Annotated in this window: 24 protein-coding genes; 11 read left to right on the plus strand and 13 right to left on the minus strand. The window is 61.4% G+C overall.

What is annotated here, in order from left to right:
• The first annotated feature begins 77 nt into the window (after window positions 1-77).
• Window positions 78-617: a superoxide dismutase family protein gene (locus tag HGI47_RS00335; RefSeq protein WP_168850797.1), complete on the plus strand. Its 540-nt coding sequence runs from the start codon at window positions 78-80 to the stop codon at window positions 615-617.
• Between the two features lie 9 nt (window positions 618-626).
• Here HGI47_RS00335 and HGI47_RS00340 read toward each other — a convergent pair whose 3' ends face one another.
• From HGI47_RS00340 to HGI47_RS22985, 7 genes are all read right to left on the minus strand, one after another.
• Window positions 627-2,222 (minus strand): MFS transporter, encoded by a 1,596-nt coding sequence (locus tag HGI47_RS00340; RefSeq protein WP_168850798.1) that lies wholly within the window; start codon window positions 2,220-2,222, stop codon window positions 627-629.
• Window positions 2,194-2,895: a 7-cyano-7-deazaguanine synthase QueC gene (queC, locus tag HGI47_RS00345; protein WP_168850799.1), complete on the minus strand. Its 702-nt coding sequence runs from the start codon at window positions 2,893-2,895 to the stop codon at window positions 2,194-2,196. Before queC ends, HGI47_RS00340 begins: the two co-directional genes overlap by 29 nt.
• A gap of 67 nt (window positions 2,896-2,962) precedes the next feature.
• Entirely contained in the window at window positions 2,963-3,436 is a 474-nt protein-coding gene (locus HGI47_RS00350; protein ID WP_240949898.1) for a hypothetical protein, read from the minus strand.
• A 99-nt stretch (window positions 3,437-3,535) separates the two neighbouring features.
• Window positions 3,536-4,396 (minus strand): Hsp33 family molecular chaperone HslO, encoded by an 861-nt coding sequence (locus tag HGI47_RS00355; RefSeq protein ID WP_168851296.1) that lies wholly within the window; start codon window positions 4,394-4,396, stop codon window positions 3,536-3,538.
• A gap of 57 nt (window positions 4,397-4,453) precedes the next feature.
• On the minus strand, window positions 4,454-5,380 hold the full coding sequence (argF, locus tag HGI47_RS00360; RefSeq protein WP_168850800.1) for an ornithine carbamoyltransferase: 927 nt from the start codon (window positions 5,378-5,380) through the stop codon (window positions 4,454-4,456).
• A complete protein-coding gene (locus HGI47_RS00365) occupies window positions 5,377-6,570 on the minus strand; it encodes an aspartate aminotransferase family protein (protein ID WP_168850801.1) in 1,194 nt (397 codons plus the stop codon). Before HGI47_RS00365 ends, argF begins: the two co-directional genes overlap by 4 nt.
• A 178-nt stretch (window positions 6,571-6,748) precedes the next feature.
• Window positions 6,749-7,546, minus strand: a complete 798-nt coding sequence (locus HGI47_RS22985) for a cold-shock protein (protein ID WP_168850802.1) — start codon at window positions 7,544-7,546, stop codon at window positions 6,749-6,751.
• Window positions 7,547-7,886: 340 nt separating this feature from the next.
• Between HGI47_RS22985 and HGI47_RS00375 the strand changes: the two genes are divergently transcribed.
• The 4 genes from HGI47_RS00375 (at window position 7,887) to HGI47_RS00390 (ending at window position 10,684) form a co-directional block, all read left to right on the plus strand.
• Window positions 7,887-8,321 carry a TIGR01244 family sulfur transferase gene (locus tag HGI47_RS00375; RefSeq protein ID WP_168850803.1) on the plus strand — a complete coding sequence of 145 codons (435 nt, stop codon included), beginning with the start codon at window positions 7,887-7,889 and terminating at the stop codon, window positions 8,319-8,321.
• A 14-nt stretch (window positions 8,322-8,335) separates the two neighbouring features.
• A complete protein-coding gene (locus tag HGI47_RS00380; RefSeq protein WP_168850804.1) occupies window positions 8,336-8,779 on the plus strand; it encodes a hypothetical protein in 444 nt (147 codons plus the stop codon).
• Window positions 8,776-9,675: a sterol desaturase family protein gene (locus HGI47_RS00385; RefSeq protein ID WP_168850805.1), complete on the plus strand. Its 900-nt coding sequence runs from the start codon at window positions 8,776-8,778 to the stop codon at window positions 9,673-9,675. Before HGI47_RS00380 ends, HGI47_RS00385 begins: the two co-directional genes overlap by 4 nt.
• A gap of 106 nt (window positions 9,676-9,781) precedes the next feature.
• Window positions 9,782-10,684: an iron-containing redox enzyme family protein gene (locus HGI47_RS00390; protein WP_168850806.1), complete on the plus strand. Its 903-nt coding sequence runs from the start codon at window positions 9,782-9,784 to the stop codon at window positions 10,682-10,684.
• Here HGI47_RS00390 and HGI47_RS00395 read toward each other — a convergent pair.
• Window positions 10,681-11,295 carry a TetR/AcrR family transcriptional regulator gene (locus HGI47_RS00395; protein WP_168851297.1) on the minus strand — a complete coding sequence of 205 codons (615 nt, stop codon included), beginning with the start codon at window positions 11,293-11,295 and terminating at the stop codon, window positions 10,681-10,683. The genes HGI47_RS00390 and HGI47_RS00395 overlap by 4 nt on opposite strands.
• A 178-nt stretch (window positions 11,296-11,473) precedes the next feature.
• On the opposite strand from HGI47_RS00395, the gene HGI47_RS00400 reads away from it, so the two are divergent.
• Entirely contained in the window at window positions 11,474-13,807 is a 2,334-nt protein-coding gene (locus HGI47_RS00400) for a TonB-dependent receptor (protein ID WP_168850807.1), read from the plus strand.
• 152 nt (window positions 13,808-13,959) lie between these two features.
• Window positions 13,960-14,715, plus strand: coding sequence for a YkgJ family cysteine cluster protein (locus tag HGI47_RS00405; protein WP_168850808.1), 756 nt, complete (start codon window positions 13,960-13,962; stop codon window positions 14,713-14,715).
• A gap of 33 nt (window positions 14,716-14,748) precedes the next feature.
• Here HGI47_RS00405 and HGI47_RS00410 read toward each other — a convergent pair whose 3' ends face one another.
• The 3 genes from HGI47_RS00410 to HGI47_RS00420 all read right to left on the minus strand — a co-directional run bounded on the left by HGI47_RS00410 (window position 14,749) and on the right by HGI47_RS00420 (window position 17,769).
• Complete coding sequence (locus tag HGI47_RS00410; protein ID WP_168850809.1) at window positions 14,749-15,225, minus strand: hypothetical protein; 477 nt, start codon at window positions 15,223-15,225, stop codon at window positions 14,749-14,751.
• A 54-nt stretch (window positions 15,226-15,279) separates the two neighbouring features.
• The gene (locus HGI47_RS00415) at window positions 15,280-16,278 is read right to left on the minus strand and encodes a GDP-mannose 4,6-dehydratase (RefSeq protein ID WP_168850810.1); all 999 of its coding nucleotides are present in this window, start codon (window positions 16,276-16,278) and stop codon (window positions 15,280-15,282) included.
• Window positions 16,279-16,443: 165 nt separating this feature from the next.
• Complete coding sequence (locus tag HGI47_RS00420) at window positions 16,444-17,769, minus strand: nucleotide sugar dehydrogenase (protein WP_370521580.1); 1,326 nt, start codon at window positions 17,767-17,769, stop codon at window positions 16,444-16,446.
• Window positions 17,770-17,876: 107 nt separating this feature from the next.
• Between HGI47_RS00420 and wecB the strand changes: the two genes are divergently transcribed.
• A complete protein-coding gene (gene wecB, locus HGI47_RS00425; RefSeq protein WP_168850811.1) occupies window positions 17,877-18,998 on the plus strand; it encodes a non-hydrolyzing UDP-N-acetylglucosamine 2-epimerase in 1,122 nt (373 codons plus the stop codon).
• On the plus strand, window positions 18,988-20,289 hold the full coding sequence (gene wecC, locus HGI47_RS00430; protein ID WP_168850812.1) for a UDP-N-acetyl-D-mannosamine dehydrogenase: 1,302 nt from the start codon (window positions 18,988-18,990) through the stop codon (window positions 20,287-20,289). Before wecB ends, wecC begins: the two co-directional genes overlap by 11 nt.
• 154 nt (window positions 20,290-20,443) lie before the next feature.
• Here wecC and HGI47_RS00435 read toward each other — a convergent pair whose 3' ends face one another.
• Both HGI47_RS00435 and HGI47_RS00440 read right to left on the minus strand, forming a co-directional pair.
• Window positions 20,444-21,439 (minus strand): agmatine deiminase family protein, encoded by a 996-nt coding sequence (locus HGI47_RS00435; protein WP_168850813.1) that lies wholly within the window; start codon window positions 21,437-21,439, stop codon window positions 20,444-20,446.
• 15 nt (window positions 21,440-21,454) lie between these two features.
• Window positions 21,455-23,119 carry a M28 family metallopeptidase gene (locus HGI47_RS00440; RefSeq protein WP_168850814.1) on the minus strand — a complete coding sequence of 555 codons (1,665 nt, stop codon included), beginning with the start codon at window positions 23,117-23,119 and terminating at the stop codon, window positions 21,455-21,457.
• Between the two features lie 100 nt (window positions 23,120-23,219).
• On the opposite strand from HGI47_RS00440, the gene HGI47_RS00445 reads away from it, so the two are divergent.
• Together HGI47_RS00445 and HGI47_RS00450 are read left to right on the plus strand one after the other, a co-directional pair.
• Entirely contained in the window at window positions 23,220-25,916 is a 2,697-nt protein-coding gene (locus HGI47_RS00445) for a bifunctional [glutamine synthetase] adenylyltransferase/[glutamine synthetase]-adenylyl-L-tyrosine phosphorylase (RefSeq protein ID WP_168850815.1), read from the plus strand.
• Complete coding sequence (locus HGI47_RS00450; protein WP_168850816.1) at window positions 25,913-26,386, plus strand: peroxiredoxin; 474 nt, start codon at window positions 25,913-25,915, stop codon at window positions 26,384-26,386. The genes HGI47_RS00445 and HGI47_RS00450 overlap by 4 nt, the downstream gene beginning before the upstream one ends.
• The last annotated feature ends 21 nt before the right edge of the window (window positions 26,387-26,407 follow it).

The following is a 26,407-nucleotide window of genomic DNA, read 5'->3' on the forward strand; positions in this document are numbered from 1 at the left end:
AAATAAGAACGAGGGGTCGGAGAAATCCGGCCCCTTTTTCGTTATAGTATCCGTGTACACCCGCTCGGAGATCACCAATGCTGTCAAAACGCGCATCAATTGCAATTTCTGCCCCAATCCTGCTGGCAGCTTGCGCCACAACGGGAACGGAAAGAGCGACGGAAAAATTCGCACAGGCGACTCTCCTTGATGCAGCCGGCAAACGTATCGGTGAAGCAACGCTGATCGCAAACGGTGCAGCTATTCAGCTTGGGGCAGAAGTCGCGGGCCTTTCGCCCGGCGACCACGGCATTCACCTTCATACCACTGGCAAATGCGATGCCCCAGGCTTCACGACCGCGGGCGGCCACCTTAATCCATCGGCCCATAAGCATGGAACGATGAACGCTGCAGGGCCCCATATGGGCGACCTTCCGAACATCACTGTAAAGCCCGATGGCACCGGCACCATCTTGACGGCCCTGACCGGCCAATCAGAGGATCTCAGAGCCGCAATCTTTGATGCGGACGGTAGCGCCATCGTCGTCCATGCAGACCCCGATGATTACAAGACCGATCCCGCCGGTAACAGCGGTGGCCGGATTGCCTGCGGCGTCCTTTCCGTTATCACCCCCTGATACGCCCAACTAGATCGCTTCTCCGGCTGCGCGCGCCCTGCCTTCCAAGCTGGATTGCGCCGCAGGAACCGATTTGATCGCCACCACCAGCAAAAAGACCCCGATCGGCACAGTCACGAGCGTCGACAGCACGCCCGTAGCCAAGTCGTCTCCGTTCGTTGCCGAAACATACCCCGCCATGAATGGTCCAAGAGCCAGTCCCACGAGCGTCGTCGCCAGAAAGAACGTGGCGGTGGCAGTGCCCCGCATCCGGGGCAGCACCAGCAACTGACTGGTAGCGGCAGCGCCGCCCAAAGCACTGCTGGACATGATGTGCGCGATGAATGAATAGATCACGAATGCCGTAAAGGATTCGGTAGTATATGCTCCAATCAACGGCGCAATCGGCGCAAGCAGTCCGAAAAGCGTGACATAGAGCCGCCCGGCTGGCCCGCGCGCAAACAAGGCATCAGCAATACGCCCACCTATGATCACCCCAAGAAAGCCTGCGAGCGCCCCAGTCGCCCCTATCGTCAGCCCAAGATCGGCTTTGGCGATATCAAAGACGCGTTCGGCATAAGGCGCTCCCCAATACGACGACGCATAGGACACGAAGGCGACCATTCCGTAGCCCAGCGTCGTGCATAGAAAAGCAGGCGTTCCCCATATCAGACGGAAAGTGGGCAGATCGTGCGCTCTTAGCGCTGTCGCCCAGCTATAGACCGCGTAGATCCCTACCCCCAGAAAAACCCACTGCTGCAAAGTTGTGCGACCCAAGAGCAGTGAAAGACCATAGGCCGTCGCCGCGATCCCAAAAGCAGCAAGAACGTTGAGCGCAAGCGCTACTGGCCCGCGTCGTGCCGCTCCGATCAAAGTGAACGGGGGGATGACATTCAGAAGTTCGGCAGCAAAGCCTTTGAACGGCTGAGGCGATCCCGACGTGATCAAGCCGTCGATTGCGCCGCGCACAGGCTCGCGCAGGGTCATAACCAAGAGCGCGAGCAAAAGGCCAGGCAGGCCCACGGCCATGAACGCCGCCTGCCAGCCTACCAGCCCCAGCGGGCCACCGTCGGGATAGGCCGCATTCCATGCTTCAAGGATATGCCCACCGATGAATAGCGAAAGGCCACCTCCAAGGAACAGGCCGGACGAATAGATCGCCAGAGCTGTGGCGCGGAGACGCTGCGGAAAATAGTCCGAAATGAGCGAATAGGCCGCAGGACTGGCCGTCGCCTCGCCCACACCGACGCCGATCCGCGCCGCTGTCAACTGTGCGCCCGATTTCGACAGGCCCGAAACCGCGGTCATGACCGACCAAACGGCAAGCCCGAAACTCATCAGCTTGACCCGGTGCCAACTGTCGGCCAAGCGCCCTAACGGAATGCCGAAAAGCGAATAGAAAACCGCAAAGGCAGTGCCATAAAGGAACCCCAGATCGGCATCGGTGAGCGATAGGTCCCGCTTGATATCGTTGGCGAGGATCGAGAGAATCTGGCGGTCGACAAAATTGAGGATATAGACCAGCACCAAGATGCCCAGCACGTACCAACTGTACGCTGAGACCTCTTGCGGGGGCCGCGAGGCTTGTGCGGTGCTGCTATTCTCCGCCGTACCGGGTTCCGTCATTCAGGCCTGCCTCTTCAAATCCTGCGCGCCTCAGACGACAACTGTCGCACACGCCGCAGGCTCTCCCATCCGGCAGGGGATCGTAGCAGGACCAGCTTTGCCCAACATCAAGCCCCAGTCGCGCTGCTTCGCGCGCGATCTCCGATTTTTTCAAATGTTGCAGCGGCGCGTGAACGGTCACTGTTCCGCCCTCGCTCCCGAATTTGGTTGCAATGCGCGCAAGGCTTTGGAAACCTTCGACGAACTCTGGGCGGCAGTCTGGATATCCTGAATAATCGAGCGCATTCACACCGATAAACAGGTCCTTGGATCCCGCCGCCTCGGCCCATGCCAACGCGATCGACAGAAACACAAGATTGCGCGCCGGAACATAAGTCACCGGAATATCGTCCCCCAAACCATCCTTGGGCACCGCAATTTCGTCGGTCAGCGCTGAACCACCAAACTGGCGGAGATCGAGCGGCAGGACGACATGGCGTGCCACTTCGAGTCGTGCAGCAATCGATCGCGCAGCATCGAGTTCTACCCGATGCCGCTGGTTATAATCGATGGTAAGGGCCGCCACGCGAAAGCCCTGCTCTTGCGCCAACGCTGCGCAGACCATTGAATCAAGCCCTCCCGACAGGAGGACGACAGCAAGCGGCTTTTCGAAATCGGGAGAACTTTTAACCATTACCCCCGGGCTAGCCGGGCGGCAGCAGCGATGCAATGGTCTCGTGTGTAACTTAATACGTCAGCGTTCAACGACAAGCCCCGATCCGGCGCGCTTCGGCCACGAAGTTGAATGGCAGACCGTTGTCGATGCCCTGTGTTTCGAGATGAGCGAGCCGCGCATTCTCAAAACGGACACGGGTATGACCATATCCATTGGCTGGGCATGTATAGTGCACAGTGACCAGACCCGGCGTATCATCAACTATAAAGCGTCGGCAGGTTTCGCGCTGATGCCTGATCTGAATCAGCTTGCGACCATTATCGATGCAGATTTGCACGGTGTCTGCCTCATCACGCGCGCGAACTTCCCACAGGCCTGATTCCAGCCGATCAAGCATGGCAAGCGATGGCCCCTGCGCCACGCCGGATGTGGCAGCAAAACCGCACGCCGCGGTCGCTACAAGAACGGCACCACGACCAAAGTGGCGGTAAAGGGGAAAAGCTTTAAACATGGCCCAGACTTGCATCCTAAACCGCCGCATTACTGTGCGCACGATCATTATGGCTGCATGATATCATTGCCGCAGCGGCGTTGAAACGCCCCAAAGGTGCGCCGAGGCGTGAAAATTACTGTCATATTTGCGATAACCTGCCCAATTTCAGGGCAAATCGATGGCGAAAGCTCGTGAGCAGAATGCGCAATCGACCATGATCAGGCCGTTCTCGTCCTTCATTTCGTCGCGCTCAGGCTTGCCGAAGCGTGAAAGTACATCGCGGTAATGCTCGATCGTGCAGCGACATCCACGCGTTATTGGCAACCCGGATTCCACCCGAATCTCACGCTCTTCGTGGAACAGCCGCCACACCATGCCTTCAAGATCAAGGTCGGGATCAACCAGTTCATCGACCTTCAACGAACTACCCAGAGCAACCACATGCTCCCATTCCGGGTGATCGAGTTGCACATGAAGCCGTTCACGTCCTTCTTCGCCTTCGGGAAGGTGTTGCAGCAGCAGCCCGCCTGCCACGCAGCCCGATGGTGTGTTGTGCACCCCGATACGGATCAGTGTCGGCACCTGCTCAGACTGGAAAAAGTAGCTTTCGCAAGCCTCGGCCAGCGAATTGCCCTCCAGCGGCACTACCCCTTGGTAGCGCTGGCCAGTGGCGGCAAGATCGAACGTGATCGCCAGATAGCCCTCACCAAATAGTGAAAACAACGAAGGCGTCGGCCCCAGTTCGTCTAGCCGCGCACGGTCATGACGCACATACCCCCGCAACTCGCCATTGCGATAATCGCACACCAGCAGGTCGATCACGCCATCCTGAGTCTGCGCCTGCAGCGTCAATTGGCCTTCCTGGTCCTTCAGCAACGAACCGAGCAACGCTGTGATGGCCAAGGCCTCGGCCAGCAGGTGCCGGATCGGAGCCGGGTAAGCGTGGGCAGATAATACTGTGTCGAGAACAGGCCCCAGCCGCACGGCGCGGCCGCGCGCATTGCGATCGGGCAGCGTGAAATGCATCACCCTGTCAAAACCGGTGGACGGCTGGACCTGCTCACTCACGATTGGTTCGTTCCTTCAAAGCTGCCCGAACACCCAGCGCAGAACCGATTTCTGCGCATGGATGCGGTTTTCAGCTTCGTCCCACACCACCGAACGCGGACCATCGATCACCGCATCGGTCACTTCCTCGCCGCGATGAGCTGGCAGGCAGTGCAGGAACAGGGCGTCCGAGTTGGCTTGTGCCATCAGTTCTTCGTTGACCTGATATGGTTCCATCGCAGCCAGTTTAGCTTCGGCATGGGCCTGGCCCATCGAAATCCACGTATCGGTCACGACAACATCGGCCCCGCGCACGGCTTCGACCGGATCACGCACCAAGCGCACGTTGGCCCCGCCGAGCTTCGCCGCCTCGATGAAGATCGCATCGCTTTCATAGCCTTCCGGCACGCCGATGCGGACGTTGAACTTCATCAGTCCAGCGGCCTCGACGACGGAATTGAGCACATTGTTGCCATCGCCCAGCCACGCCACTTCCAGCCCCGGCAGTGCCTTGCCGTGTTCGATCAGGGTAAGCAGATCGGCCATGATCTGGCAGGGATGCGAAAGGTCGGTCAGGCCGTTTATCACCGGCACCGTGGCATAGCGCGCCAGTTCCTCGACCTTCGCATGATCATCCGTGCGCAGCATGATCGCATCGGCCATGCGGCTGAGAACGCGCGCCGTGTCGGCAATCGTCTCCCCACGCCCAAGCTGGGTCGTCCCCGCATCAAGGATCAGCGCCGAACCGCCAAGCTGGCGCATGGCCACATCGAACGACACCCGCGTACGCGTGGAGTTCTTCTCGAACACCATCGCCAGCACATGCCCCGCCAGCGGTGCATCGGCATCGACCTTGCCCTTAGGCAAACCGCTGCGCGCCGCCTTGCGATCAATTGCATCGTTCAGCATCGCGGCGACGGCATCGCCGCCCGCGTCGGTCAGGTTGAGGAAATGCCTGGTCATGATGCAACGGCCTCCGGCTCGTAGCTGGCGGCAGCGGCCGAAAGCCGCTCCATGAATTCGTCAATGTGACTGTCGTCGATCACCAGCGGCGGAATCACCCGCACAGTATTGTCTCCGGCAGAAACGGTCAGCAACTGATGCTTGTCGCGCATATGCGCCACGAAGGGACGCGGTTCGACATTCATCATGAGGCCCAACATCAACCCACGCCCGCGCACGCCCTTGAACAGGTTCGGATAGTTGCCGATAAACTGTTCGATCCGCCCGCGCAGGCGCTCACCCTTGGCGCGCACTTCTGCCAGAAACGCCTCGTTTGCTACCACATCAAGCACGGCTTCACCCGCAGCCATTGCCAGCGGATTGCCGCCATACGTGCTGCCGTGCGTGCCCGCGACCATGCCCCGCGCGGCTTTTTCGGTGGCAAGGCACGCCCCCATCGGGAAGCCGCCGCCAATGCCCTTGGCTGTGGCCATCACGTCAGGCTCCACGCCATACTGCTCATAGGCATAGAGCGTGCCGGTGCGCGCCACGCCGCACTGCACTTCGTCAAAGATCAGCACAAGATCATGCTCGTCGCACAGCGCACGCAGACCCCTGATGAATTCGTCCGAACCATCGCGGATGCCGCCTTCGCCCTGAATCGGCTCGACCAGAAAGCCCGCCGTATTCGGCCCCATCGCCGCCTTTGCGCCTTCCAGATCGTCGAAGTCGACGTACTTGAAGCCTTCCAGCAGGGGTAGAAAACCCTTGTGCATCTTTTCCTGATTAGACGCGCTGATCGTGGCCATCGTCCGCCCGTGGAAGGCGTTCTTGAACGTGATCAGTTCGTACTTGTGGTCATTGCCCACAACCGAATGATAGGCGCGCGCCGTTTTCATCGCGCACTCCACCGCCTCCGCACCCGAATTGGTGAAGAACACCGTATCGGCAAAGGTCAGGTCCACCAGACGCTGCGCCAGATGTTCTCCCTGCGGGCTGCCATAGAGGTTCGACACATGCATCAGCGTGGCCGCCTGCCGCTGGATCGCACCGATCAAATGTTCGTGCGAATGGCCCAGCAGGTTCACCGCGATGCCGCTGGCGAAGTCAAGATAGCGCGTCCCATCCTCTGAGATCAGATGGCAATGCTCGCCTCGCACCGGACGCACGCCGCACCGGGGGTACACGGGCATCAGCGGGGTGATCGACATAGTGCTCTCCTGTTCATTCGGAAAATGGCCGGATGGCGGAATACAACAACCTGTCCGCCGGAAAATTCGGAAATAGGGGAATCGCAAACGACAAATGGCGGCCCCAGAAGGACCGCCATCTGTGCGCGTATGTGGTTGCAAGCCGCCGGTCAAATCACCGGAAGCGATGCAATCGGGATCAACCCTGAATCGGCACCAGGTTGACCGCCGAGTGCTTGCCTCGTCGATCGACCTCAAGGTCGAATTCCAGCTTGTCGCCCTCGTTCAGTTCACGCAGGCCCGAACGCTCTACCGCGCTGATGTGCACGAAAGCATCTGGCTGGCCGTCATCGCGTGTGATGAAGCCGAAGCCCTTCATCGCGTTGAAGAACTTGACCGTTCCGGTGGCCTTTTCACCCGTCAGCTCACGCTGCGGGCTTGCAGGCTTTGCCGCAACCGGGATCACATCGCCCACGACTTGAAGGTCGGCTGCGGAGATCTTGCCGCCACGATCAACGAGGTTGAATTCGAGCGTCTGCCCTTCGGCCAGACCTTCGAGGCCCGCACGCTCGACCGCGCTGATGTGGACGAACACGTCCTCACCACCGTCTTCGCGTGAAATGAAGCCGAAGCCCTTCTGGCCGTTGAAGAACTTGACGACGCCCTTGCCGGTGCCAACCACCTGAGCAGGCATACCGCCGCCGCGTGGGCCGCCGAAGCCGCCACCGCCGCCGCCGCGCGGGCCGCCGAAGCCGCCACCACCGCCGCCGCCAAAACCGCCACGGTCACCGCCGCCGAAGCCGCCGCGATCACCGCCGCCAAAGCCGCCGCGATTGCCGCCACCGCCAAAACGGTCACCACCGCCGAAGCCGCCGCGATCACCGAAACCGCCGCCGCCGAAGCCGCCACCGCCGCCGTAGGGATCAAAGCCGCCCTCGTCGCCAAAACCGTCGCGCTTGTCTCTGCCGCGACCGCGCCGCCCTCTGTCAAAACCCATAGAAATCAATAGACCTTCAATCCGCCCCAACCTTCACGGCACCGCAAGCCGGACGCGGGAGCCGGCGGTGCGACGAGGGAATCGATGGCAAACCGGATGGCTGGCACGTTCCTCTGCGGGCAAGACTATAGAGCAAAAAAGCCGGACCGCTAACGGAATCGACAAATCGGGCACATTTCATCCCAAAAACTGTGGCTTTTGTGCCAATTGCCGGATCACAAGGCCGGTTTTTACCCGATAGAGAACCCGCTCGCAGCGGATACCTTGCCCCCGCATCGCGCTTTGGGCACAAGCACATTCTGACGACAGACGATACTACTATCAGCAGAAAGAATACGCGATGTTTCGCAAGATCGATGAAAAGACCTACGCCAGTCCGCAAATCGGCATCGCGGAAGTTGCTTATGCCAAGGCACTCGGCATCGGACTGATCGTCAACAACCGTCCCGAAGGCGAAGCCGACGATCAGACCCCCGGCGCAGACATCGAAAGCGCCGCGCGTGAAGCAGGCATCGATTACATCGCGATTCCCGTGTCGCACGCAGGCTTTTCCATGCCGCAGGTCGAAGCGATGCAGCAGGCGCTCGCCAAGGCCGGCGATACGCCGGTTCTGGCCTATTGCCGTTCGGGCACACGCTCCACCTTGCTTTGGGCGCTGGCGCAAGCCCGGTCTGGCGCAAACCCGGATGAAATCGCGGCCAAGGCGGCAGGTGCCGGATACGATATCGGCCCGATCCGCGCCACGGTCGACATGCTGGCAAGTCACGCGGGTTGAGCGCGAACAGCGCCATGCCCGCGCTTGATATTTTTCTCGCTCTCCCCGGCACCGCCTTTGCGCTTCAGGCGCTGGCATCGCTTGTCGCGATTCTTGCGCTCGGATGGTTGGCCCGCAAACTGCAGCTTGGCGGCGATCCGCGCATCGCATCCGAAGCTCAAGCCCGCGAACTCGCGGACGAAGCCATTTGCGGGTTCGATCCCGAAGCGCTCACCATTGACCGCGCAGGCATTGGCGCCATCGCGCGTGATCGGCTGGGCCGCGTCCTGCTGATCCGCCAGCACGGCAGCCATTTCGCCGCGCGCCAGCTTACCAACCACGATGGCGTGCGATTGGACGGTCGCTTCCTGACACTTTCGACCGACGATGCCCGTTTCGGCAAGATCACGCTCGATCTTGGCGATCAGGCTCAAGTCTGGGCGGCCAGCCTGCGCCGGTTGGGAGCGCCGCAATCATGAAGCCCATCGATATCGTCACATATGCCGTGCCAGCCTTTGTCCTGCTGGTCATTGCCGAAATGCTCTGGGCTGCCCGTCGCGCGCCCGAAAAGTACGAGCCGCGCGATACGCTCACCAGTCTCACGCTCGGCCTTGGCAGCACCATTGCCGGGGCGCTCACCGCAGGGGTGGTGCTGGCTGCGGCCATGTGGCTCTACGAACACCGCCTCACGACCATGCCCAACGTGTGGTGGGCATGGATCGCGTGCTTCGTGCTCGACGATTTCAACTACTACTGGGCGCACCGCACCGGCCACCGCGTGCGCTGGTTCTGGGCGAGCCATGTGAACCACCACACCAGCCAACACTACAACCTGTCCACCGCACTGCGCCAGACATGGACGGGGTTCTTCGCGCTATCGTTCACCTTCCGCATCTGGCCTGCCTTCATCGGCTTTCATCCAGCGATGCTGATCACCGTGGGCGGCGCCAATCTCGTCTATCAGTTCTGGATTCACACCGAAGCGGTTGGCCGCCTGCCCCGCTGGTTCGAAGCGGTGTTCAACACGCCATCACACCACCGCGTTCACCACGCCACCAATCCGCTCTATCTCGACCGCAATTATGCTGGCGCGCTCATCATATGGGACCGCCTGTTCGGCACGTTTCAGCGTGAACGTTATGACATTTCGATCCGCTACGGCGTGGTCAAGCAATTGGGCAGCTTCAATCTGCTTCACGCAGCGTTCCACGAATGGCGCAGCATGTTCGGTGATGTCTGGCGCGCACCGTGGCGACACAAGCTGGCCTATTTGCTCGGCCCACCGGGATGGAGTCACAACGGCAGTCGCGAGTGTTCCGAAGCAATCCGCGCGCGATGGTTGGCCAGACATCAAAACGACCCTACAAATCATTGAAATTTCTATATTTTCATTCCGTCGCGCCAGCGCGTCAGTCTATCGCAGATGATCATGAGCCTTTCCTTTGGCAGGAACTGGCAGACCGACCTTCCGTTCTCAAGTCATGCAAACCCTCAATCGCCATCGCGCTGATCATTTCGCCCTCTTTAGTAACGACCGTATCCAGCAGTCCCTCGCGCACTGGAACCGGCAGCGTCTGGCGCCAGCTTTTCCCGTCGATGACTGGACCAGTCATTTCGAAGAAGAAGCTAGGATGCGCCTGCTCGAAGCAACGTTCCTGGAAGACCTGCGTGAAGAAGTGCAGATCGCTGCAAGAGCCGCGCCGACAGACGCAAAATCATTCATCGATTGGTTTGAAAATCTCAAGCACTATGGCCCTGGTCAAGGTGACCCCTTGTTTCCGTGGCTGGCCGAAGAGGCAAGCCTCGATAAACTCAGATGGTTTTTCGAACAGGAAGCTGCCGGCGAGGCCGGGTTCGACGATCTTGTCGCGCTGACGCAAATCAAGTTACCACAAACCGCGAAACTCGAGCTTGCTCGCAATTATTGGGACGAAATGGGTCGTGGTAATCCTCGCGGAATGCACGGGCCAATGCTGGCAAAGCTGGCCGATGCACTTCGGGTAAAGCCTGCAATTGAAACGACAGTCTGGGAAAGTCTTGCGCTTGCAAACGCAATGACGGGTATGGCTACAAATCGCGCCTTTGCTTGGCATTCAATTGGCGCCCTCGGCGTCATTGAACTTACTGCTCCCGGTAGGTCAGCGCTTGTTGCAAAAGGGCTCAGACGTCTGGGGTTCAGCGATAGCGAACGCCGATATTTTGACCTTCACGCCGTTCTGGACGTTAAGCATAGCGAGGATTGGAATCGAGAAGCTCTTGGCCCGCTGGTTTGCGAAGATCCGTTGCGTGCCAGAGCATTTGCCGAGGGGGCATTGATGCGTCTTACTTGCGGGAAACGCTGCTTCGAGCGCTATCGCCATCAACTCTGGCAGGATAAGTCCTAATCCGGTTGCGCCAAACCATTGCCTAGCAAATCTGCGGCAATCTCAGCTATTTCTCCGACCGGCCTGCTATCGTCCCACACGCCGAAACGTAAGCCCAAGAATACGTTCATGCCCATGATTGCCCAAGCACGCACCTCGTGATCGCCTTCGCGCACGCTGCCGGTCGGAACGCCTTCGGCCAGACGCGCCGCGATGCGTGCGGCGGTGCCTTCGTAATGCGCGCGATAGCTTGCCGGATCGGCGAATTCGGCTTCGTCGATGATCCGGTAGATTTCCTTGTGTTCGCGCGCGAAGTGGAGGAAGCCCACCAGCGCTTCCCGCTCGCGTAGCAGTCCACCTGATCCCTCGCTGACCGCAGCTGCTGCCGTAGTCGCCACGCGGGCGGACATGTCGCGCACCAGCGCGGTGAAGATCGCGTCTTTCGAATCGAAGTAGGTGTAAAAGCTGCCCAGCGCGGTCCCCGCGCGGCGCGTGATCCCGCTGATCGATGCTTCGTGGAACCCGCGTTCGCCAAATTCCGCTGCCGCCGCATCGAGCAGGCGCCGCAGCGTTTCACGCCCGCGCGCCGTGCGCGGCACTTTGCCCGGACTGGCGGCGCTGACCTGTCCCATCTTCATGTCCTCCCCGCAACGGCCCTGCGATTACCTTTCGGCCCGGTGCCTGTTGCCATTTCGCCACGATTCGTAGCGACGAAAGTCGATCACCACAACGAGAAGTTGAAAGGTGGTTCAACTTTCAATATCAGGATGTGGCACGGACACACAAAGTCCGCGAGAGGGAGCCTGATCGATGACCCGAATTTCCACGCGCGCCGCTCTGGCCGCAACAGCAGCACTGTTTGCGCTGCCCGCCATGCCTGCCTTTGCGCAGGAAACGCCCGCCGATGAAGCCAGCGTCAGCGAAGGTTCGGGCGAAATCCTCGTCGTCGCCCGCCGCCGCGAAGAACGCCTGCTCGACGTGCCAATCGCCATTTCGGCGGTAAGCGCCGAGTCGCTCGAAAAGGTCGGTGGCCGCGATCTTTCCGCCGTGCAGGGCGCGATTCCCAACGTAAACATCGTGCAGGGTCGCGGCTCCGCCAGCAGTGCCAACTTCTACATTCGCGGCATCGGTCAGCCCGATGCGCTGCAAACCTTCGATCCGGCGGTCGGCGTCTATGTCGATGGCGTCTACCTCAGCCGCATTCAGGGCGCTCTACTCAACCTGTTCGACGTTCAGCGCGTCGAAGTGCTGCGCGGTCCGCAGGGCACGCTCTATGGCAAGAACACCATCGGCGGCGCGGTAAACGTCGTATCGAAGAAGCCGGATCTCAACACCCTGCGCGGCGAAGCCTCCATCGCATACGGCAAGTATGAGGAAGTGACCGCCAAGGGCTATGTCTCGGCCCCGCTCGTGGCAGACAAGCTCGCGCTCTCGGTCGCTGGCGTCTATGATGACCGCGAAGGCATCGTCACCGATCCCGCCACCGGCAAGCGCTACAACGATCGCAACAACCTTTCGGGCCGCGCTATCCTGCGCGCGCAGCCTTCCGAAACGGTCGAAGTGCTGATTTCGGGCGATTACACCCGCCAGCGCAACGCCCTCACGCTGGGGCAGGCCACCGCGCCACTCGTCGGCTTCAACTACAACGCCACCTTCACCGGGCTCACGCCGTTCACCATCGCCCCCGCCTCGGGTCCGTGGGAATACAAGGCCTCGACCAGCTTCCAGAACAACGAAGGCCAGAAGCTTGATCACTGGGGCGTTTCGGGCACGGTGAACGTCGATCTGTCAGACGCGCTGCAGCTTGTCTCGATCACCGCCTACCGCAAGCTGAAGACCGACTTCTTCGTCGATATCGATGGCACCACTGCCGAAGTGGGCGACGTCTTCGTCGGCACGCGCCAGCACCAGTTCAGCCAGGAACTGCAGCTCAAGCTGGATGCAGACAAGCTGAAGGGCGTGCTGGGCGTCTACTACCTCAACGAACACGTCAAATCGCATCAGGAAGCCTATGCCGACAGCTACCTGCGCTATGTGAACACCCCGCTCAACTTCCTGCGCACCATCGACGACGAGCAGGACACCAAGTCCTACGCCGCCTTCGGCCAGTTGACCTATGACTTCACCGATGCGCTCGCGCTGACGGCGGGCCTGCGCTACACGCGCGAGACGAAGGAATACTTCCGCACCACCACGGCAACCACGTCCAGCCCGGTGTTCCCGGCCATCGTGATCCGCAGCACCTTCACTTTCCCCAACAACCTGCCCGCGCCGTTCAACACGGCTGACAGCGTAACCTATGAAGCGTGGACGCCTTCGGCCACGCTGTCCTACAAGCCTTCGCAGAACACGATGGTCTATGCCTCGGCCAGCCGTGGCTTCAAATCGGGCGGCTTCAACGGTCGCGTCAACGGCATCGGCGACGTGACGCAGGTAGTGAACGGCGCGACCGTCGTCGTCCCCACGTTCAAGCCCGAAACCGTGTGGACTTATGAAGTCGGCGCGAAGGGTTCGTTCCTTGATGGCCGCGTGAACCTTTCGGCTGCCGCATTCTATTCGGATTACGAAAACTTTCAGGCCCGCGTCGGCGGTGGCAACACCGGCATCACCGGCGGCAGCTTCCCCGTGCTCAACGCTGGCAAGCTGCGCATTCAGGGCTTCGAGTTCGACATGAACGTGCGCCCTGCCGATCCCGTCACGCTCTTCGCCTCGGTCGGTTACCTCGATGCCGATTACAAGGAGTTCAACGACGGCCGCCGCGCACCTGCCTTCAGTTGCAACCCCACCGGAACGGCCATCACCTGCCGCCCCGCCTTCGCCCCGCCGCTCACGCTGCGTCTGGGCGGTGAATACCGCATTCCGCTGGGCGAAGCCTCGCTCACGCTGGGTGGCGATGCGCGCTTTGTCGACAAGCACTTCCTCTCGGTCGACAACCGCCCGGGCCTGACCGAGGATGGCTACTGGCTGGGCAACCTCTATGCGCAGGTCGATTTCGACAAGTTCTACCTGCGCGGCACGCTGCGCAACGTCGGCAACACGCTCTACAAGACCGACGGGCAGGAATTCAGCTCGGTCGGCAACATCCAGACCGCCTATTACGGCGATCCGCGCACGTGGAACGTCACGCTGGGCGTGCGCTTCTGATCTGAAACACCGACAAGGGCAGTCGGCGCTCCCTCTCCCTCAAAGCCGATTGCCCCACCGGGAAGCCCCGACCTGCAAAGGCCGGGGCTTTTCCATCCAGAACGGCGGGGACTGCGCTGTCTCCCGCGCTCGCTCTCCGCTTAACTGTCGGAATGGAAATCACATTCGACTGCACGCGATGCGGGCGCTGCTGCCATGACCTGCGCCTCACCCTGTCGGTCGACGAAGCACGGGCCTGGGCCGGCAACGGCCATCAGGTCGATCTTCTGGCCGAAGGCTGGGCATGGCCCGACGATGCCGATGAAACAGCCCCCGAAACACATTGGCGCAAGGCTACCACGATCCCTGTGATGGTGGGCGACGTCCCGTTTCGGATCAATCTGCGCCTCGTCGCCCGGCACGAAGGCCCCTGCCCTCACCTCCTGCCCGATATGCGCTGCGGCAACTACGAAGCCCGCCCCCGCATCTGCCGCATCTACCCGCTGGAAAGCCGCCCATTCGAAGCGATGATCCCCGAAAAGCGCCACTGCCCGCCTGAGGCATGGGCACCAGATCTGCCCGTTCTCGAACGCGACGGCAAACCCGCCACGTCACAAACCGCTGCGATCCTGAACGATCACCGGCAGGCAACGGTAAATGACCTGCCCCTGAAAGCCCGCCTCGCCGCCGCGCTCGATTTCACCGAAGCCGCCCTTGCCGGAGAAGGCCTCGCCAGTTGCGAACCTGCCCCCGCCAAGTTCCTCGCCGCGCTGAATACCGCAGAACGAACCGAAGAATCGCCCCCCGCCTACTGGTCCATCGTAACCAACCGCGAAACCACCCGCGCCATGCTGGCCGACTTGGATTGCCCGGTGCGGCTTGTGGCTACGGGCTACGGTTTTTTGTCGGCCTTTGCGGATGAGCTGTAGGGACGGCGCTAATAACCACCGTTAAAAATGGAGCTAATCCTCATTCCATAGTAGCGCTCTAATCTCGTCATCAAGAATCAAAAGCGTCTCGACTACTTGGCCAAAATCTCCCGGCAATGCGAAGTTTTCTGGCCGTTCATAACGAAACCAGTGCTGCTTGAACGGTTCGTTTAATACTTCAAGTAGGTTACGGAGATTCGGAGCTTCTGAGTTAAAGCCAGCTGCTTCGGCAGCATCAAGGGCGTTGACCAGATCGTGTCCGATATTCCTCAAAGCCCGCTCATCTGCTTCCCCGCCCCACGCTACAATTGCAGACTTAAGCATAAGCTCCAATCCTAGACCGAGCAGATAATGAGTAGAAAGTGAGTAACTGCCATTGAATGCGAAGAGCGTTGGATCGGCATGGCCAAGATCGACAGCTTCTTGATAAGCTGCTCTGTAAAGCAAGTCCGACGAAAGTGCATGAGATCGACCACTCTCAAACAACATGCGAGCGAATTCGATTGTCATTTCGGGACCTTAGCTTCTGACCATACTTCATCAATAGCCTTTTTTAGAACCCCCTCAAATCCCATGAAAGTCCTTATACCACCGCACAAAGTTCGGCACGCCCACATCGATACTGGTTGTCGGCTTATACCCCAGATCGCCTGAAATCGCGTCGATATCGGCAAACGACTGGCGCACGTCGCCCGGTTGCATCGGGAGCATTTCCATCTCCGCCTTGCGGCCCAGTTCGCTCTCCAGAATGCCGATCACTTTCATCAGGTGTTCGGATTTGTGGTTGCCGATGTTGTAGAGCCGGTGCGGCTTTTCGCTGCCGCCGGCCTTCACCGCGCCATCATCGGGCGGCGGATTGTCGAGGCAGGCCATCACGCCGCTCACGATATCATCCACGTAAGTGAAATCACGGTACATATCGCCGTGGTTGAACACCTTGATCGGCTCGCCCGCCAGAATCGCCTTGGTGAACAGCCACATCATCATGTCGGGCCGCCCCCACGGGCCATAGACGGTGAAGAACCGCAGCCCCGTCAACGGCAGGCGATAGAGATGCGCGTAAGTCTCGCTCATCAGTTCGTCCGCCTTCTTGGTGGCGGCATAGAGCGACATCGGGTGATCCACCCGGTCCTCCACCGAGAACGGCATCTTGGTATTCCCGCCATAGACCGACGATGACGAGGCATAGACCATATGCTCCGCCCCACGATGCCGCGCCACTTCCAGCAGGTTCAGATGGCCGACAAGGTTCGCCTGCACATAGGCATGGGGATTCTCGATCGAATAGCGCACCCCCGCCTGCGCGCCGAGGTGCACGATGCGCTCAAAGCTCTTGTACGCAAGCGCGGCGGTCAGCGCCGCATAGTCGGCAAAGTCTGTGCGGCAGAAGGTGAAGCGGCTGCCCCCCTGCTCTACCAGTCGCGCCAGCCGCGCTTCCTTCAGCGCGGGATCGTAGTAGTCGTTGACGATGTCGACGCCGACAACCTCATCCCCGCGCGCCAGCAGGCGCGTGATAAGCGAATAGCCGATGAAGCCTGCGGCTCCGGTGACGAGGACTTTCATGCTGGCAAACTACCTTCTTCGTTCTGCAAACCATGTGCCCCCGCGAAGGCGGGAGCCTCAGGCCTTTTATACAACCCTTGCGTAACACCGGGCGCTTTCAAATACCGTTCCGTGACACGACTGAGACCCCCGCCTTCGCGGGGGCGCAGGGCATGTCGTAAACGCTCAAAGCCGCCAGTCGGCCCGCTCGCCCAGCACACCTTTAAGGTCAGCCAGCGTGCCGCCCGGTGCCACCAGCGCCGCAATGCGCTCCGCCCCGGCGGCAAGGTAGTATTTATGCGGCACGGCCAGAAACACCATGTCATAGGTCTGCTCAAAGGCATCGCCCGCCAGATGCAGCCCGTATTCCAGCAGCGCTTCGGCCCCATCGGCGTGCGGATCGTGCACCGCCACGGTATGCCCCAGCGCCTGCAATTCGGCGATCACATCGGCCACCTTGGAATTGCGCAGATCGGGCACGTTTTCCTTGAAGGTCAGCCCCAGCACCAGCACCGAGCCTGCCTTGCCGCTGCGCTGCGCGTGCAATTCGCCCGCCAGCCATTTGGCCATGCCATCGTTCACCCCGCGCCCGGCAAGGATCACCTGTGGATCATGCCCCAGCGCCTCGGCCCGCGCCGAAAGGTAGTATGGGTCCACCCCGATACAGTGCCCGCCGACAAGCCCGGGGGTAAAGGGCAGGAAGTTCCACTTCGTCCCCGCCGCCGCCAGCACGTCCCAGACAGACAGGTCCATCTTCGAAAAGATCTGCGTGATTTCGTTCATGAAGGCGATGTTGATATCGCGCTGCGCGTTTTCGATCACCTTGGCCGCCTCTGCCGCCTTGATCGACGCCGCACGGAACACGCCGCCGCTGGTGATCGCGCCGTAAAGATCGGCCACGCGCTCCAGCACGTCGGGCGTCTGGCCAGAAACAACCTTGGTAATCTTGTCGATGGTATGTTCGCGGTCGCCCGGATTGATGCGTTCGGGGCTGTAGCCAAGGAAGAAATCCACCCCGCATTTCAGGCCCGAAACCTGCTCAAGGATCGGCCCGCAGATATCCTCGGTTACGCCCGGATAGACCGTGCTTTCGTAAACGACGACAGGCGCGCGCCCTTCGGCCACGGCAGCAGGCAACATCTTGCCCACGGTGCGCGAAGCCGCTTCCACCAACCGCAGATCCGGTCGGTTCTGACCATCGATCGGCGTGGGCACGGTGACGATATAGAAATCGCTCGGCGGGCAGACATTGGCATCACTCACCAGCCCCAGCGCCGATTTCGCCAGCCGCTCCGCATCGATCTCGCGTGTGCGGTCATGCCCTTCGGACAGTTCACCGATTCGCTGCTGGTCGATGTCGAACCCGGTCACGAAGAATTGCTTTGCCAGCGCCACGGCCAGCGGCAGGCCGACATAGCCCAGCCCCAGCACAACCACGCGGGTGTTCGCCGAAACCAGCGGATCGAGGCCCTGTGCGGATGCAGGGGCAAGTGGCGGAAACTGTACGGTCACAGGGCAACAAGCCTTTCATGGTTGACGCGCATGGGCGTCCATTCCCGCCAAGGCTTAAATCGAGGCTCTTATTTCACGGTTAACACTCAACGATTATTGGACCCGATATGGCCAAGACGATACTCGTGGTGTTCGGCACCCGCCCCGAAGCGATAAAGATGTTCCCCGTGGTCCACGCCCTGCGTGACGACCCGCGCTTTCGCGTTGTCACCTGCGTTTCGGCGCAGCATCGCGGCATTCTCGATCAGGTGCTCGAAATCTCAGGCATCGTGCCCGATCACGATCTCGATCTGATGCGCCCTGACCAGACGCTCGACAGTCTCACCGCCGCGCTGCTCACCGGCCTTGGCAAAGTGATGGACGAAGTGCAGCCCGATTGGGTCGTGGTTCAGGGCGATACCGCCACCGCTATGTCCGGCGCGCTCGCCGCTTATTACCGCAAACTGCCCGTCGCCCATGTCGAAGCGGGCCTGCGCAGCCACAACATCTATCACCCCTGGCCCGAAGAAGTGAACCGCAAGATCATCGGCACTATAGCCAAACTGCACTTCGCGCCGACGGACGTTTCCGCCGCCGCCCTGCTGGCCGAAAACGTAGATCCCGCAACCGTCCACGTCACCGGCAACACCGTGATCGACGCGCTCCACTGGGTCACGGCAAAGATCGCAGCCGAACCCGCGCTCGCCTCAGGCCTTGCCGAGATTGAAGCGCGCTTTGCAGGAAAACGCATCATCGGCGTTACCAGCCACCGCCGCGAAAACTTTGGCGGAGGCCTCGAAAACATCGCCGAAGCCATTCGCCGTATCGCCGCGCGCGATGATGTGGCGCTGGTCTTCCCCGTCCACCCCAACCCCAACGTGCGCAAGGTGATGGACGCCGCGCTTTCGGGCCTTGCCAACGTGGCGATGATCGAACCGCTCGATTACCCGCACTTCGCGCGCCTGCTGTCCTTGGCAGAGATCATGCTGACCGATTCGGGCGGCGTGCAGGAAGAAGCCCCTGCCCTTGGCAAACCCGTCCTCGTGATGCGCGAGACGACAGAGCGCCCCGAAGGCGTCACTGCAGGCACCGCAAAGCTCGTTGGCACCGATGTGGACACCATCGTTTCCGAAATCTTCACCCTGCTCGACGATAAGGCTGCCTATTCGGCAATGGCGCGCGCGCACAACCCGTTCGGGGATGGGCAGACTTCGCGCCGAATCGTGGAGTTGCTGGCGAATGATGGGTGATGTGAAGCCGGACGTCTGTGTTGTCGGCCTCGGCTATATCGGACTTCCAACCGCTGCCATCATAGCGCGCGCGGGTTGCAAGGTGCTCGGCCTCGATGTGTCGCAACACGTGGTCGACACGATCAACCGCGGCGAGATTCATATCGAGGAAGTCGATCTCGACGGCCTCGTCCACGGTGTCGTCCAGCGCGGCCTGCTGCGCGCTTCCACCCAGATCGAACCGGCAGACGTTTTCGTGATCGCGGTGCCCACGCCTTTCGCCAAGGACGGTCACCACACGCCCGACATTTCCTACGTCCTGTCCGCCGCCACGCAAGTCGCCGCCGTGCTGAAAGCAGGCGATACGGTCATTCTCGAATCGACCTCACCCGTCGGCACCACCGACCAGATGCGCGACCTGATGGTCGGCCTGCGCCCCGACCTCAAGTTCCCCGGCAAGACCAAGGAAACGCCCGACGTCTCCATCGCCTATTGCCCGGAACGCGTCCTTCCGGGCCGCATCCTTGAGGAACTGACCAACAACGATCGCTCCATCGGCGGCATCACGCCTCGCTGCGCGCGCAAGGCGCTGGCGTTCTACAAGCGCTTCGTGCGCGGCACATGCGTCACCACCGATGCCCGCAGCGCGGAAATGACCAAGCTGGTCGAAAACGCCTATCGCGACGTCAACATCGCCTTCGCCAACGAGCTGTCGATGGTGGCCGACAAGATGGGCCTCGATGTCTGGGAAGTCATCCGCCTCGCCAACCGCCACCCGCGCGTGAATATCCTGCAGCCCGGCCCCGGCGTCGGCGGCCACTGCATCGCGGTGGACCCGTGGTTCATCGTGGCGGGCGCGCCGGATGAAACCCCGCTGATCCGCACCGCCCGCAACGTCAACGACGGCAAGATGCACCACGTGGTGAAGAAAGCGGCGGAACTCGTCGAAGCCAACCCCCACGCAAAGGTCGCCTGCCTCGGCCTCGCCTTCAAAGCCAACATCGACGATTTCCGCGAAAGCCCGGCCCGCTACGTCGCCGCCAGCCTCGCCCGCCAGTTCGGCAGCCGCATCCACGTGGTCGAACCCTATGGCGCCTTGCCGCGCGAGTTCGACGGCACCGGCGCGGTCCAGATCGATGTCGATACCGCGCTGGAGGAATGCGACGTGCTGATCGTGCTGGTGGACCACGACGTGTTCAAGGTCATCCCGCTGGCTGAACGCCAAGGCAAGGTCGTCTACGACACCCGCGGTATCTGGCCCGATCAGCCGGGCGCGGAAAGCGTAAGCACAGGTTTGCGGCTAGCCAGCTAACCCCAAAATCCTCCTCGTTTTCACGAAGTGAAAACGGGGAGGGGGACCGCCCGCAAAGCGGGTGGTGGAGGGGAAAGAACCCCTCCGTCATCGGCTACGCCGATGCCACCTCCCCGTTTGTGCATTCGCAAAAACAGGGAGGATCAGGTGGCCCTTACGCCAAAACCTTCGGCATCTGCTGGCTCGCACAGTGGAACCCACCCCCACCCGCCAGCACCGCATCGCCCATCAGGCCCACGGTCGCGCGGTCCGGGAACAGTTCTGCAATCGCCGCCACGCCATCGGCGTCATGCGGTGCCCCAAACACCGGCACCACCAACAGATTGCTGGTGATGACAAAGTTCATGTAGCTCGCCGGCTGCACCACGCCTGCCCACTCGATCAACCCCGGCGAAGGCACTTCCACCACCTCCACCCCGGCATCCAGTGCCCGTGCCTTCGCATCGGCATAGATCGCCGCGTTCGGATCATCCGGCCCGGTGGCACGCGGCAGCGCAAGCCGGTTCGGCCCGACGAACCGCGCCAGATTATCGACATGCCCGTCGGTATGATCGTTGATCAGCCCGTCGCCCAGCCACAACACCCGATCATAGCCCAGATCGCGCCGCAACCGCGCCTCAAGATCAGCGCGCGACAAATGCGGATTGCGGTTCGGGTTCAGCAGGCACTGCTCGGTCGTCGCCACAAGGCCCGTGCCATCGCCATCCAGCGCGCCGCCTTCCAGAATCCAGTCCGCCTTCGCGCCCGCTTCAAGCCCGGCAGAAGCCACCAGTTCCGCACCAATCTCCTGATCCCCCGGCATCAGGTACTTCTCACCCCAGCCGTTGAACCCGAAAAGTCGCGCCGCGCGACTGCCCTGCCCGTCCAGCACCACCAACGGCCCCGTATCACGCAGCCACACGTCGCCATAGGTCCGCCGCTCCAGCGTCACCGCAGCGGAAACCAGCGACCGCGCCCGCATCTCGTTGGCCGCATCGCGCACCACCAGCCGCACCTGCTGCCCGCTGTCCGCCACCGCGCTGGCAAAGGCCGCAATCTGCTCCTGCGCCTGATCGATCAGGCCAGACCATTCCTCCGCCAGATGCGGAAAGCCCACCCATAGCCAGTCCTGCGGGTGCCATTCGGGCGGCATAAGGAAAGTCGAAGTCATTTGGCCGGTCCTGCCTCAGAAAGCCTGCGTCACCACTGCCCGGCTCTTGTCCCGGATCGCGCGGAATTCGTCGCCCGCATTCCAGTTCGGCCAGTCAGAGCCTTCTGCCAGCGGACGGCCGAGCCGGTAGTAGAGGTCCACTTCCTGCACAATCCCGCGCATGTCCCAACTATCGGAATATTCGTCGCTCGGTTGGTGATAGCGGTTGACCACATAGTCCTCGGCCAGCGCCTTGCCCGCTGCCACGCCGCCATCCACCAGATCGGTGCCGCGCTTCACATAGAACATCGGCACCCCGCGCTTGGCCAAGCTGAAATGGTCGGAGCGATAGTAATAGCCCTTCTCGGCGTTGTCCTCAGGCCCGGTCTTAAGCTGCAATTCGCGCGCCACTCTGGCCAGCAGCACGGAAAGTTCGGACTTGTCACCCCCGGTCACCGCCACATCGCGCGCCACACCACCGGGATAAAGCGCATCGATGTTCACCCCGCCCACTGTCTTGGCCAGCGGAAACACCGGATTGCGCGCATAGTATTCCGATCCCAGCAGCCCCGATTCCTCCAGCGTCCACGCCAGATAGACTTGGCTGCGCCGCGCAGGCCCCGCCGCCTTGTTCATCTCCGCCAGCGCAACCAGCGCCGCGATACCCGTGGCGTTGTCCACCGCACCGTTGCAGATGTCGTCGCCGGCCTTGTCAGCCTTGCACCGCCCCAGATGGTCCCAGTGCGCGGAATAGAGTACATATTCATCCGGTGCAGCCGTACCCGGCTGAATCCCCACCACATTGCGTGATTTAGACCGCGTGATGGATGACTTGAACGAAAGGTTCGCCTTCAAGCCCAGCCGCACTGGCTTGAAGCCCTTCTGCCCCGCCGCCGCTGTCAGCGTCGCCAGATCCTTGCCCGCAGCCTTGAAAACGCTCTCCGCTGTGCTTTTCTGAATCCAGCTATTGAACGCCGTCTGGTCCGCCGCATCGTTGGGCGTCGCCACATAGTGCTGATCGCCAGACCAGCTCGATTCCACCACGTTCCAGCCATAGGCCGCAGGGAACGTGTCATGCACGATGATCGCGCCCGTCGCCCCCTGCCGCGCCGCTTCCTCGAACTTGTAGGTCCACCGCCCGTAATAGGTCATGCGCCGCCCCTTGAACGGCCCGTCCTCGCTCTCCATCGCATAGTCGGGATCGTTGACGAGGATCACCGCCACCTTCCCCTTCATGTCGATCCCGGCATAGTCGTTCCAGCCCAGTTCCGGCGCATTCACGCCATAACCTACGAAGACCAGTTCAGCGTCCTTCACATGGGTTTCGGGCACCACGCGATAGCTGCCCGCCACAAAGTCCGTGCCGTGCGCAAAGTTAAGCACTTTGCTTCCGCCCGAAATCGTGAGCGGCGAAAACTCCGAAGCCGTCATCGAAACTGTCGGCACATCCTGAAACCAGCTTCCGTTGTTCCCCGGCTGCAACCCCGCCGCCTTGAATCGTGCCACGATGGCATCCAGCGTCGGCTGCTCCTCCGCGCTCGCAGGCCCGCGCCCCGCCAGTTCGTCCGCCGAAAGCGTCTTCACCACGTCGCGCAGGAGCGCCTCATTCACCGGCGGGACCGGCGCGGCCACCCCCGCGCTGGCAAAGCCCAGCGCGACAAACGAAGCGGCAACAAGTTTCAGACGATGGCGACGCATCATGGGTCTTCTCCGAAAAATCCGTTGCCCCTTGCTGGCAGACCACCCCCACCATCGCAAGGCGGCTTGATACGCAGCTTAGTTGAGGGCATCGCCTGTGGTGATGTTTGATTTCGGCTCTGCCCTCTCCCGTGCCCACACCCATGCTCCGTTTCTTTCGCGTGCGCTGGATCGGTTGCCCGATCTGCAAGCGCTGCTGGCTGCTGGCGATGTTGAACAAGCCTTAGCGCAGGCCCGCAGCGCTGGTGATGGCATTGATGATGCCGCCGTGGCCTTGCGGCGTGAACGGGCAGCGCTGGCGCTCGTCATCGCAATTGGCGATTTGGCCGGAGCCTTTCCGCTATCCCGCGTCGTTACCGAACTGTCCGACTTTGCCGACCGTTCGCTCGATTCCGCCATCGCCGCCGCCATCCGCCGCCGCACGCCCGATGCTGAACCTGCGGGATTTTCCGCCATCGTTCTGGGCAAACACGGCGCGCAGGAACTGAACTATTCGTCCGATATCGACCCGATCCTGCTCTACGATCCTGAAGTCCTCCCCCGGCGGGATCGCGATGATCCTGCCGAAGCCGCGCAGCGTGTGGCGCGCGCGCTGATGGAAATCATGTCAGCGGTCACGTCCGAAGGCTATGTCTTCCGCGTTGATCTTCGCTTGCGCCCCGCGTCTGAAGTCAGCCCGCTCGCGCTGCCGTTCGAAGCGGCGATCACCCACTATGAATCCAGCGCGCTGGCGTGGGAACGCGCTGCCTATATCCGCGCACGCGCATCATCGGGCGATGTGGCGCGCGGGCAGGCTTTCCTCGATACGATCCGCCCTTTCGTGTGGCGGCGCAGCCTTGATTTCGGCGCGATTGCAGAGATCGGACGGCTGACCACGCGCATCCGCGATCACTATTCCGCCGGGCAGGCCATCGGCCCCGGTTATGATCTGAAGCGCGGGCGCGGCGGCATTCGCGAGGTTGAATTTTTCGCGCAGACTCATCAGCTTATCCACGGCGGGCGCAACCCCGCGCTGCGCCTGCGCGGCACACGCGCCAGTCTCGATGCGCTGGCCGATGCAGGTATCATCGGTGCCGAAGATGCCGCCGTCATGGGCCAAAGCTATGACCGGCTGCGTACGCTTGAACACCGCTTGCAAATGGTGGCGGATCAGCAGACGCATTCGCTACCGACAGACGCACAAGCACTTGATTCGGTTGCCAAACTCGATGGCCTTGCCAGTGGTGCGGAACTGGTGGCCGAACTTTCGGCCATTTCCGAAACCGTCGGCGCGCGTTTCGATACGCTGATCGCCACTTATGCCCCCACAGGCGCGGTCGTGGTCGAATCCACCCCGCTCGCGCTCGAACTCGGCGCGCTGGGCTTCGCTCAGGCCGATAGTCTGGCAGAGCGGATCGCGGCATGGGAGGGCGGGCAATACCGCTGCCTGCGCTCTGCCGAAGCGCGCGAAGCCTTTGCCCGCATCCGCCCGCAACTGCTGCGTGCGCTGGCCGAAGCGCCTGATCCTGATCGCGCGCTGCTGCGTTGGGAGCAATTGCTGGCGGGATTGCCTAGTGCAATCAATGTGTTCCGCCTGCTCGATGCGCGCCCCGGCTTGCTCGCTGTGGTCATGCGCCTGCTCGCCCATGCGCCGGTGCTGGCCGATGAACTGGCCCGCCGTTCCGACCTCCTCGACACCCTGATTGATCGCTCCGCCTTCGATCTTCCCGGCAGCGTCAATGAAATCGCCGCCGAACTTTCGCGCGGAGAAGCGGGCGACGATTACCAGCGCCTGCTCGATAATGTGCGCCTGCGTGTGGGCGAAATGCGCTTTGCCTTGGGCGTGCAACTCATTGAAAGCGAACGCGACCCTCTCGATGTCGCAGCAGCGCTCAGCCGCGTTGCCGAAGCCGCGATAGAAGTGCTGGGCCGCGCCGCCATTGACGAATTTACGCTAAACCACGGGGTTGTTGCGGAAAGCGATCTGGCCATTCTCGGCCTTGGCCGCCTTGGCGGTGCGGCGCTTACGCACGCTTCGGACCTCGATCTGGTGTTCCTGTTCAGCGGCGATCATGCCGCCGAATCCGATGGCCGCCGCCCTCTGGGCGCTACGCTCTACTTCAACCGCCTCGCCCAACGCGTCATCGCGGCGCTTTCAGTGCCGACGGCGGCGGGGGCATTGTTCGAGGTTGATACGCGGTTGCGGCCTTCGGGCGCGCAGGGGCCGATCTCGGTCAGCCTTGAAAGCTTTGAACGATATCAATGCGAAGATGCGTGGACATGGGAACACATGGCGCTCTGCCGCGCCCGCCCTTTGTTCGGAACAGTGGCAGATCGCGCCGCCCTTTCCGCCATCATTGCCCGTGTGCAGGACCGGGATCGCGACGTCGCCAAGTTGCGTAGCGAAGTGCTTGAAATGCGGGCAACAATGGCGGAACACAAGCCGCCCAAGGGGCCGCTGGACGTGAAGCTGGCGCGTGGCGGACTGGTGGATCTTGAGTTCATCGTCCACTTCCTGCAACTGCGCGATCATGTTGCGCAGTTGCCAGACCTTGGACAGGCCGTGCAACTTCTTGAAGAAAAAGGCCTTCTTCCCACCGGCGCACGCGCCGCGCACGATCTGATGACGCAGCTTTTGGTCGTCGTGCGGCTGGTTGCCCCTGATGGCATGTATCCGCCTGAGGCAAGCCGGGGCATTGTGGGGCGGTCCTGCGGGCTGGAAAGCTGGGACGCCTTGCTTGAAGCGCTGCATCAGGCACGGCTTTGCGTGGCTTTGGCCTGGAGCCAAGTGTTTGATATTGAACTGGAGATTGAGGCATGAGCGAGCGGATCGGCGTGGGCGAGGCATTTCCCGATATCGCGATGACGACGCCGGATGGCGGCAGCGTCAAGGCTTCGGACTTTGTCGGGCAAAAGTTGGTCGTATTCTTCTATCCAAAGGACGATACGCCCGGCTGCACCACTGAGAACAAAGACTTTTCAAGCCTTTATGCCGATTTTCAGGCGGCTGGCGTGGCAGTTCTGGGCGTGAGCAAAGACCCGCCGAAGAAGCACGTGAAATTTACCGAAAAGCACGGCCTCACCGCGCCACTCGCGTCGGACGCGGAAGAGGGCGGCGTTTCGGATGCGCTGGGCGTCTGGACCGAAAAATCGATGTATGGCCGCACCTACATGGGCATGGAGCGCACGACCTATCTGATTGGTCCAGATGGAAAAATCGCGCGCATCTGGAACAAGGTGAAGGTCAAGGGCCACGCCGAAGAGGTGCTCGTCGCGGCGAAAGCATTATGATTTCCGAAGTGCACCTAGATG

Origin of the sequence: Novosphingobium sp. ERN07, from assembly GCF_012641335.1 — a bacterium.
GTDB lineage: Bacteria > Pseudomonadota > Alphaproteobacteria > Sphingomonadales > Sphingomonadaceae > Novosphingobium.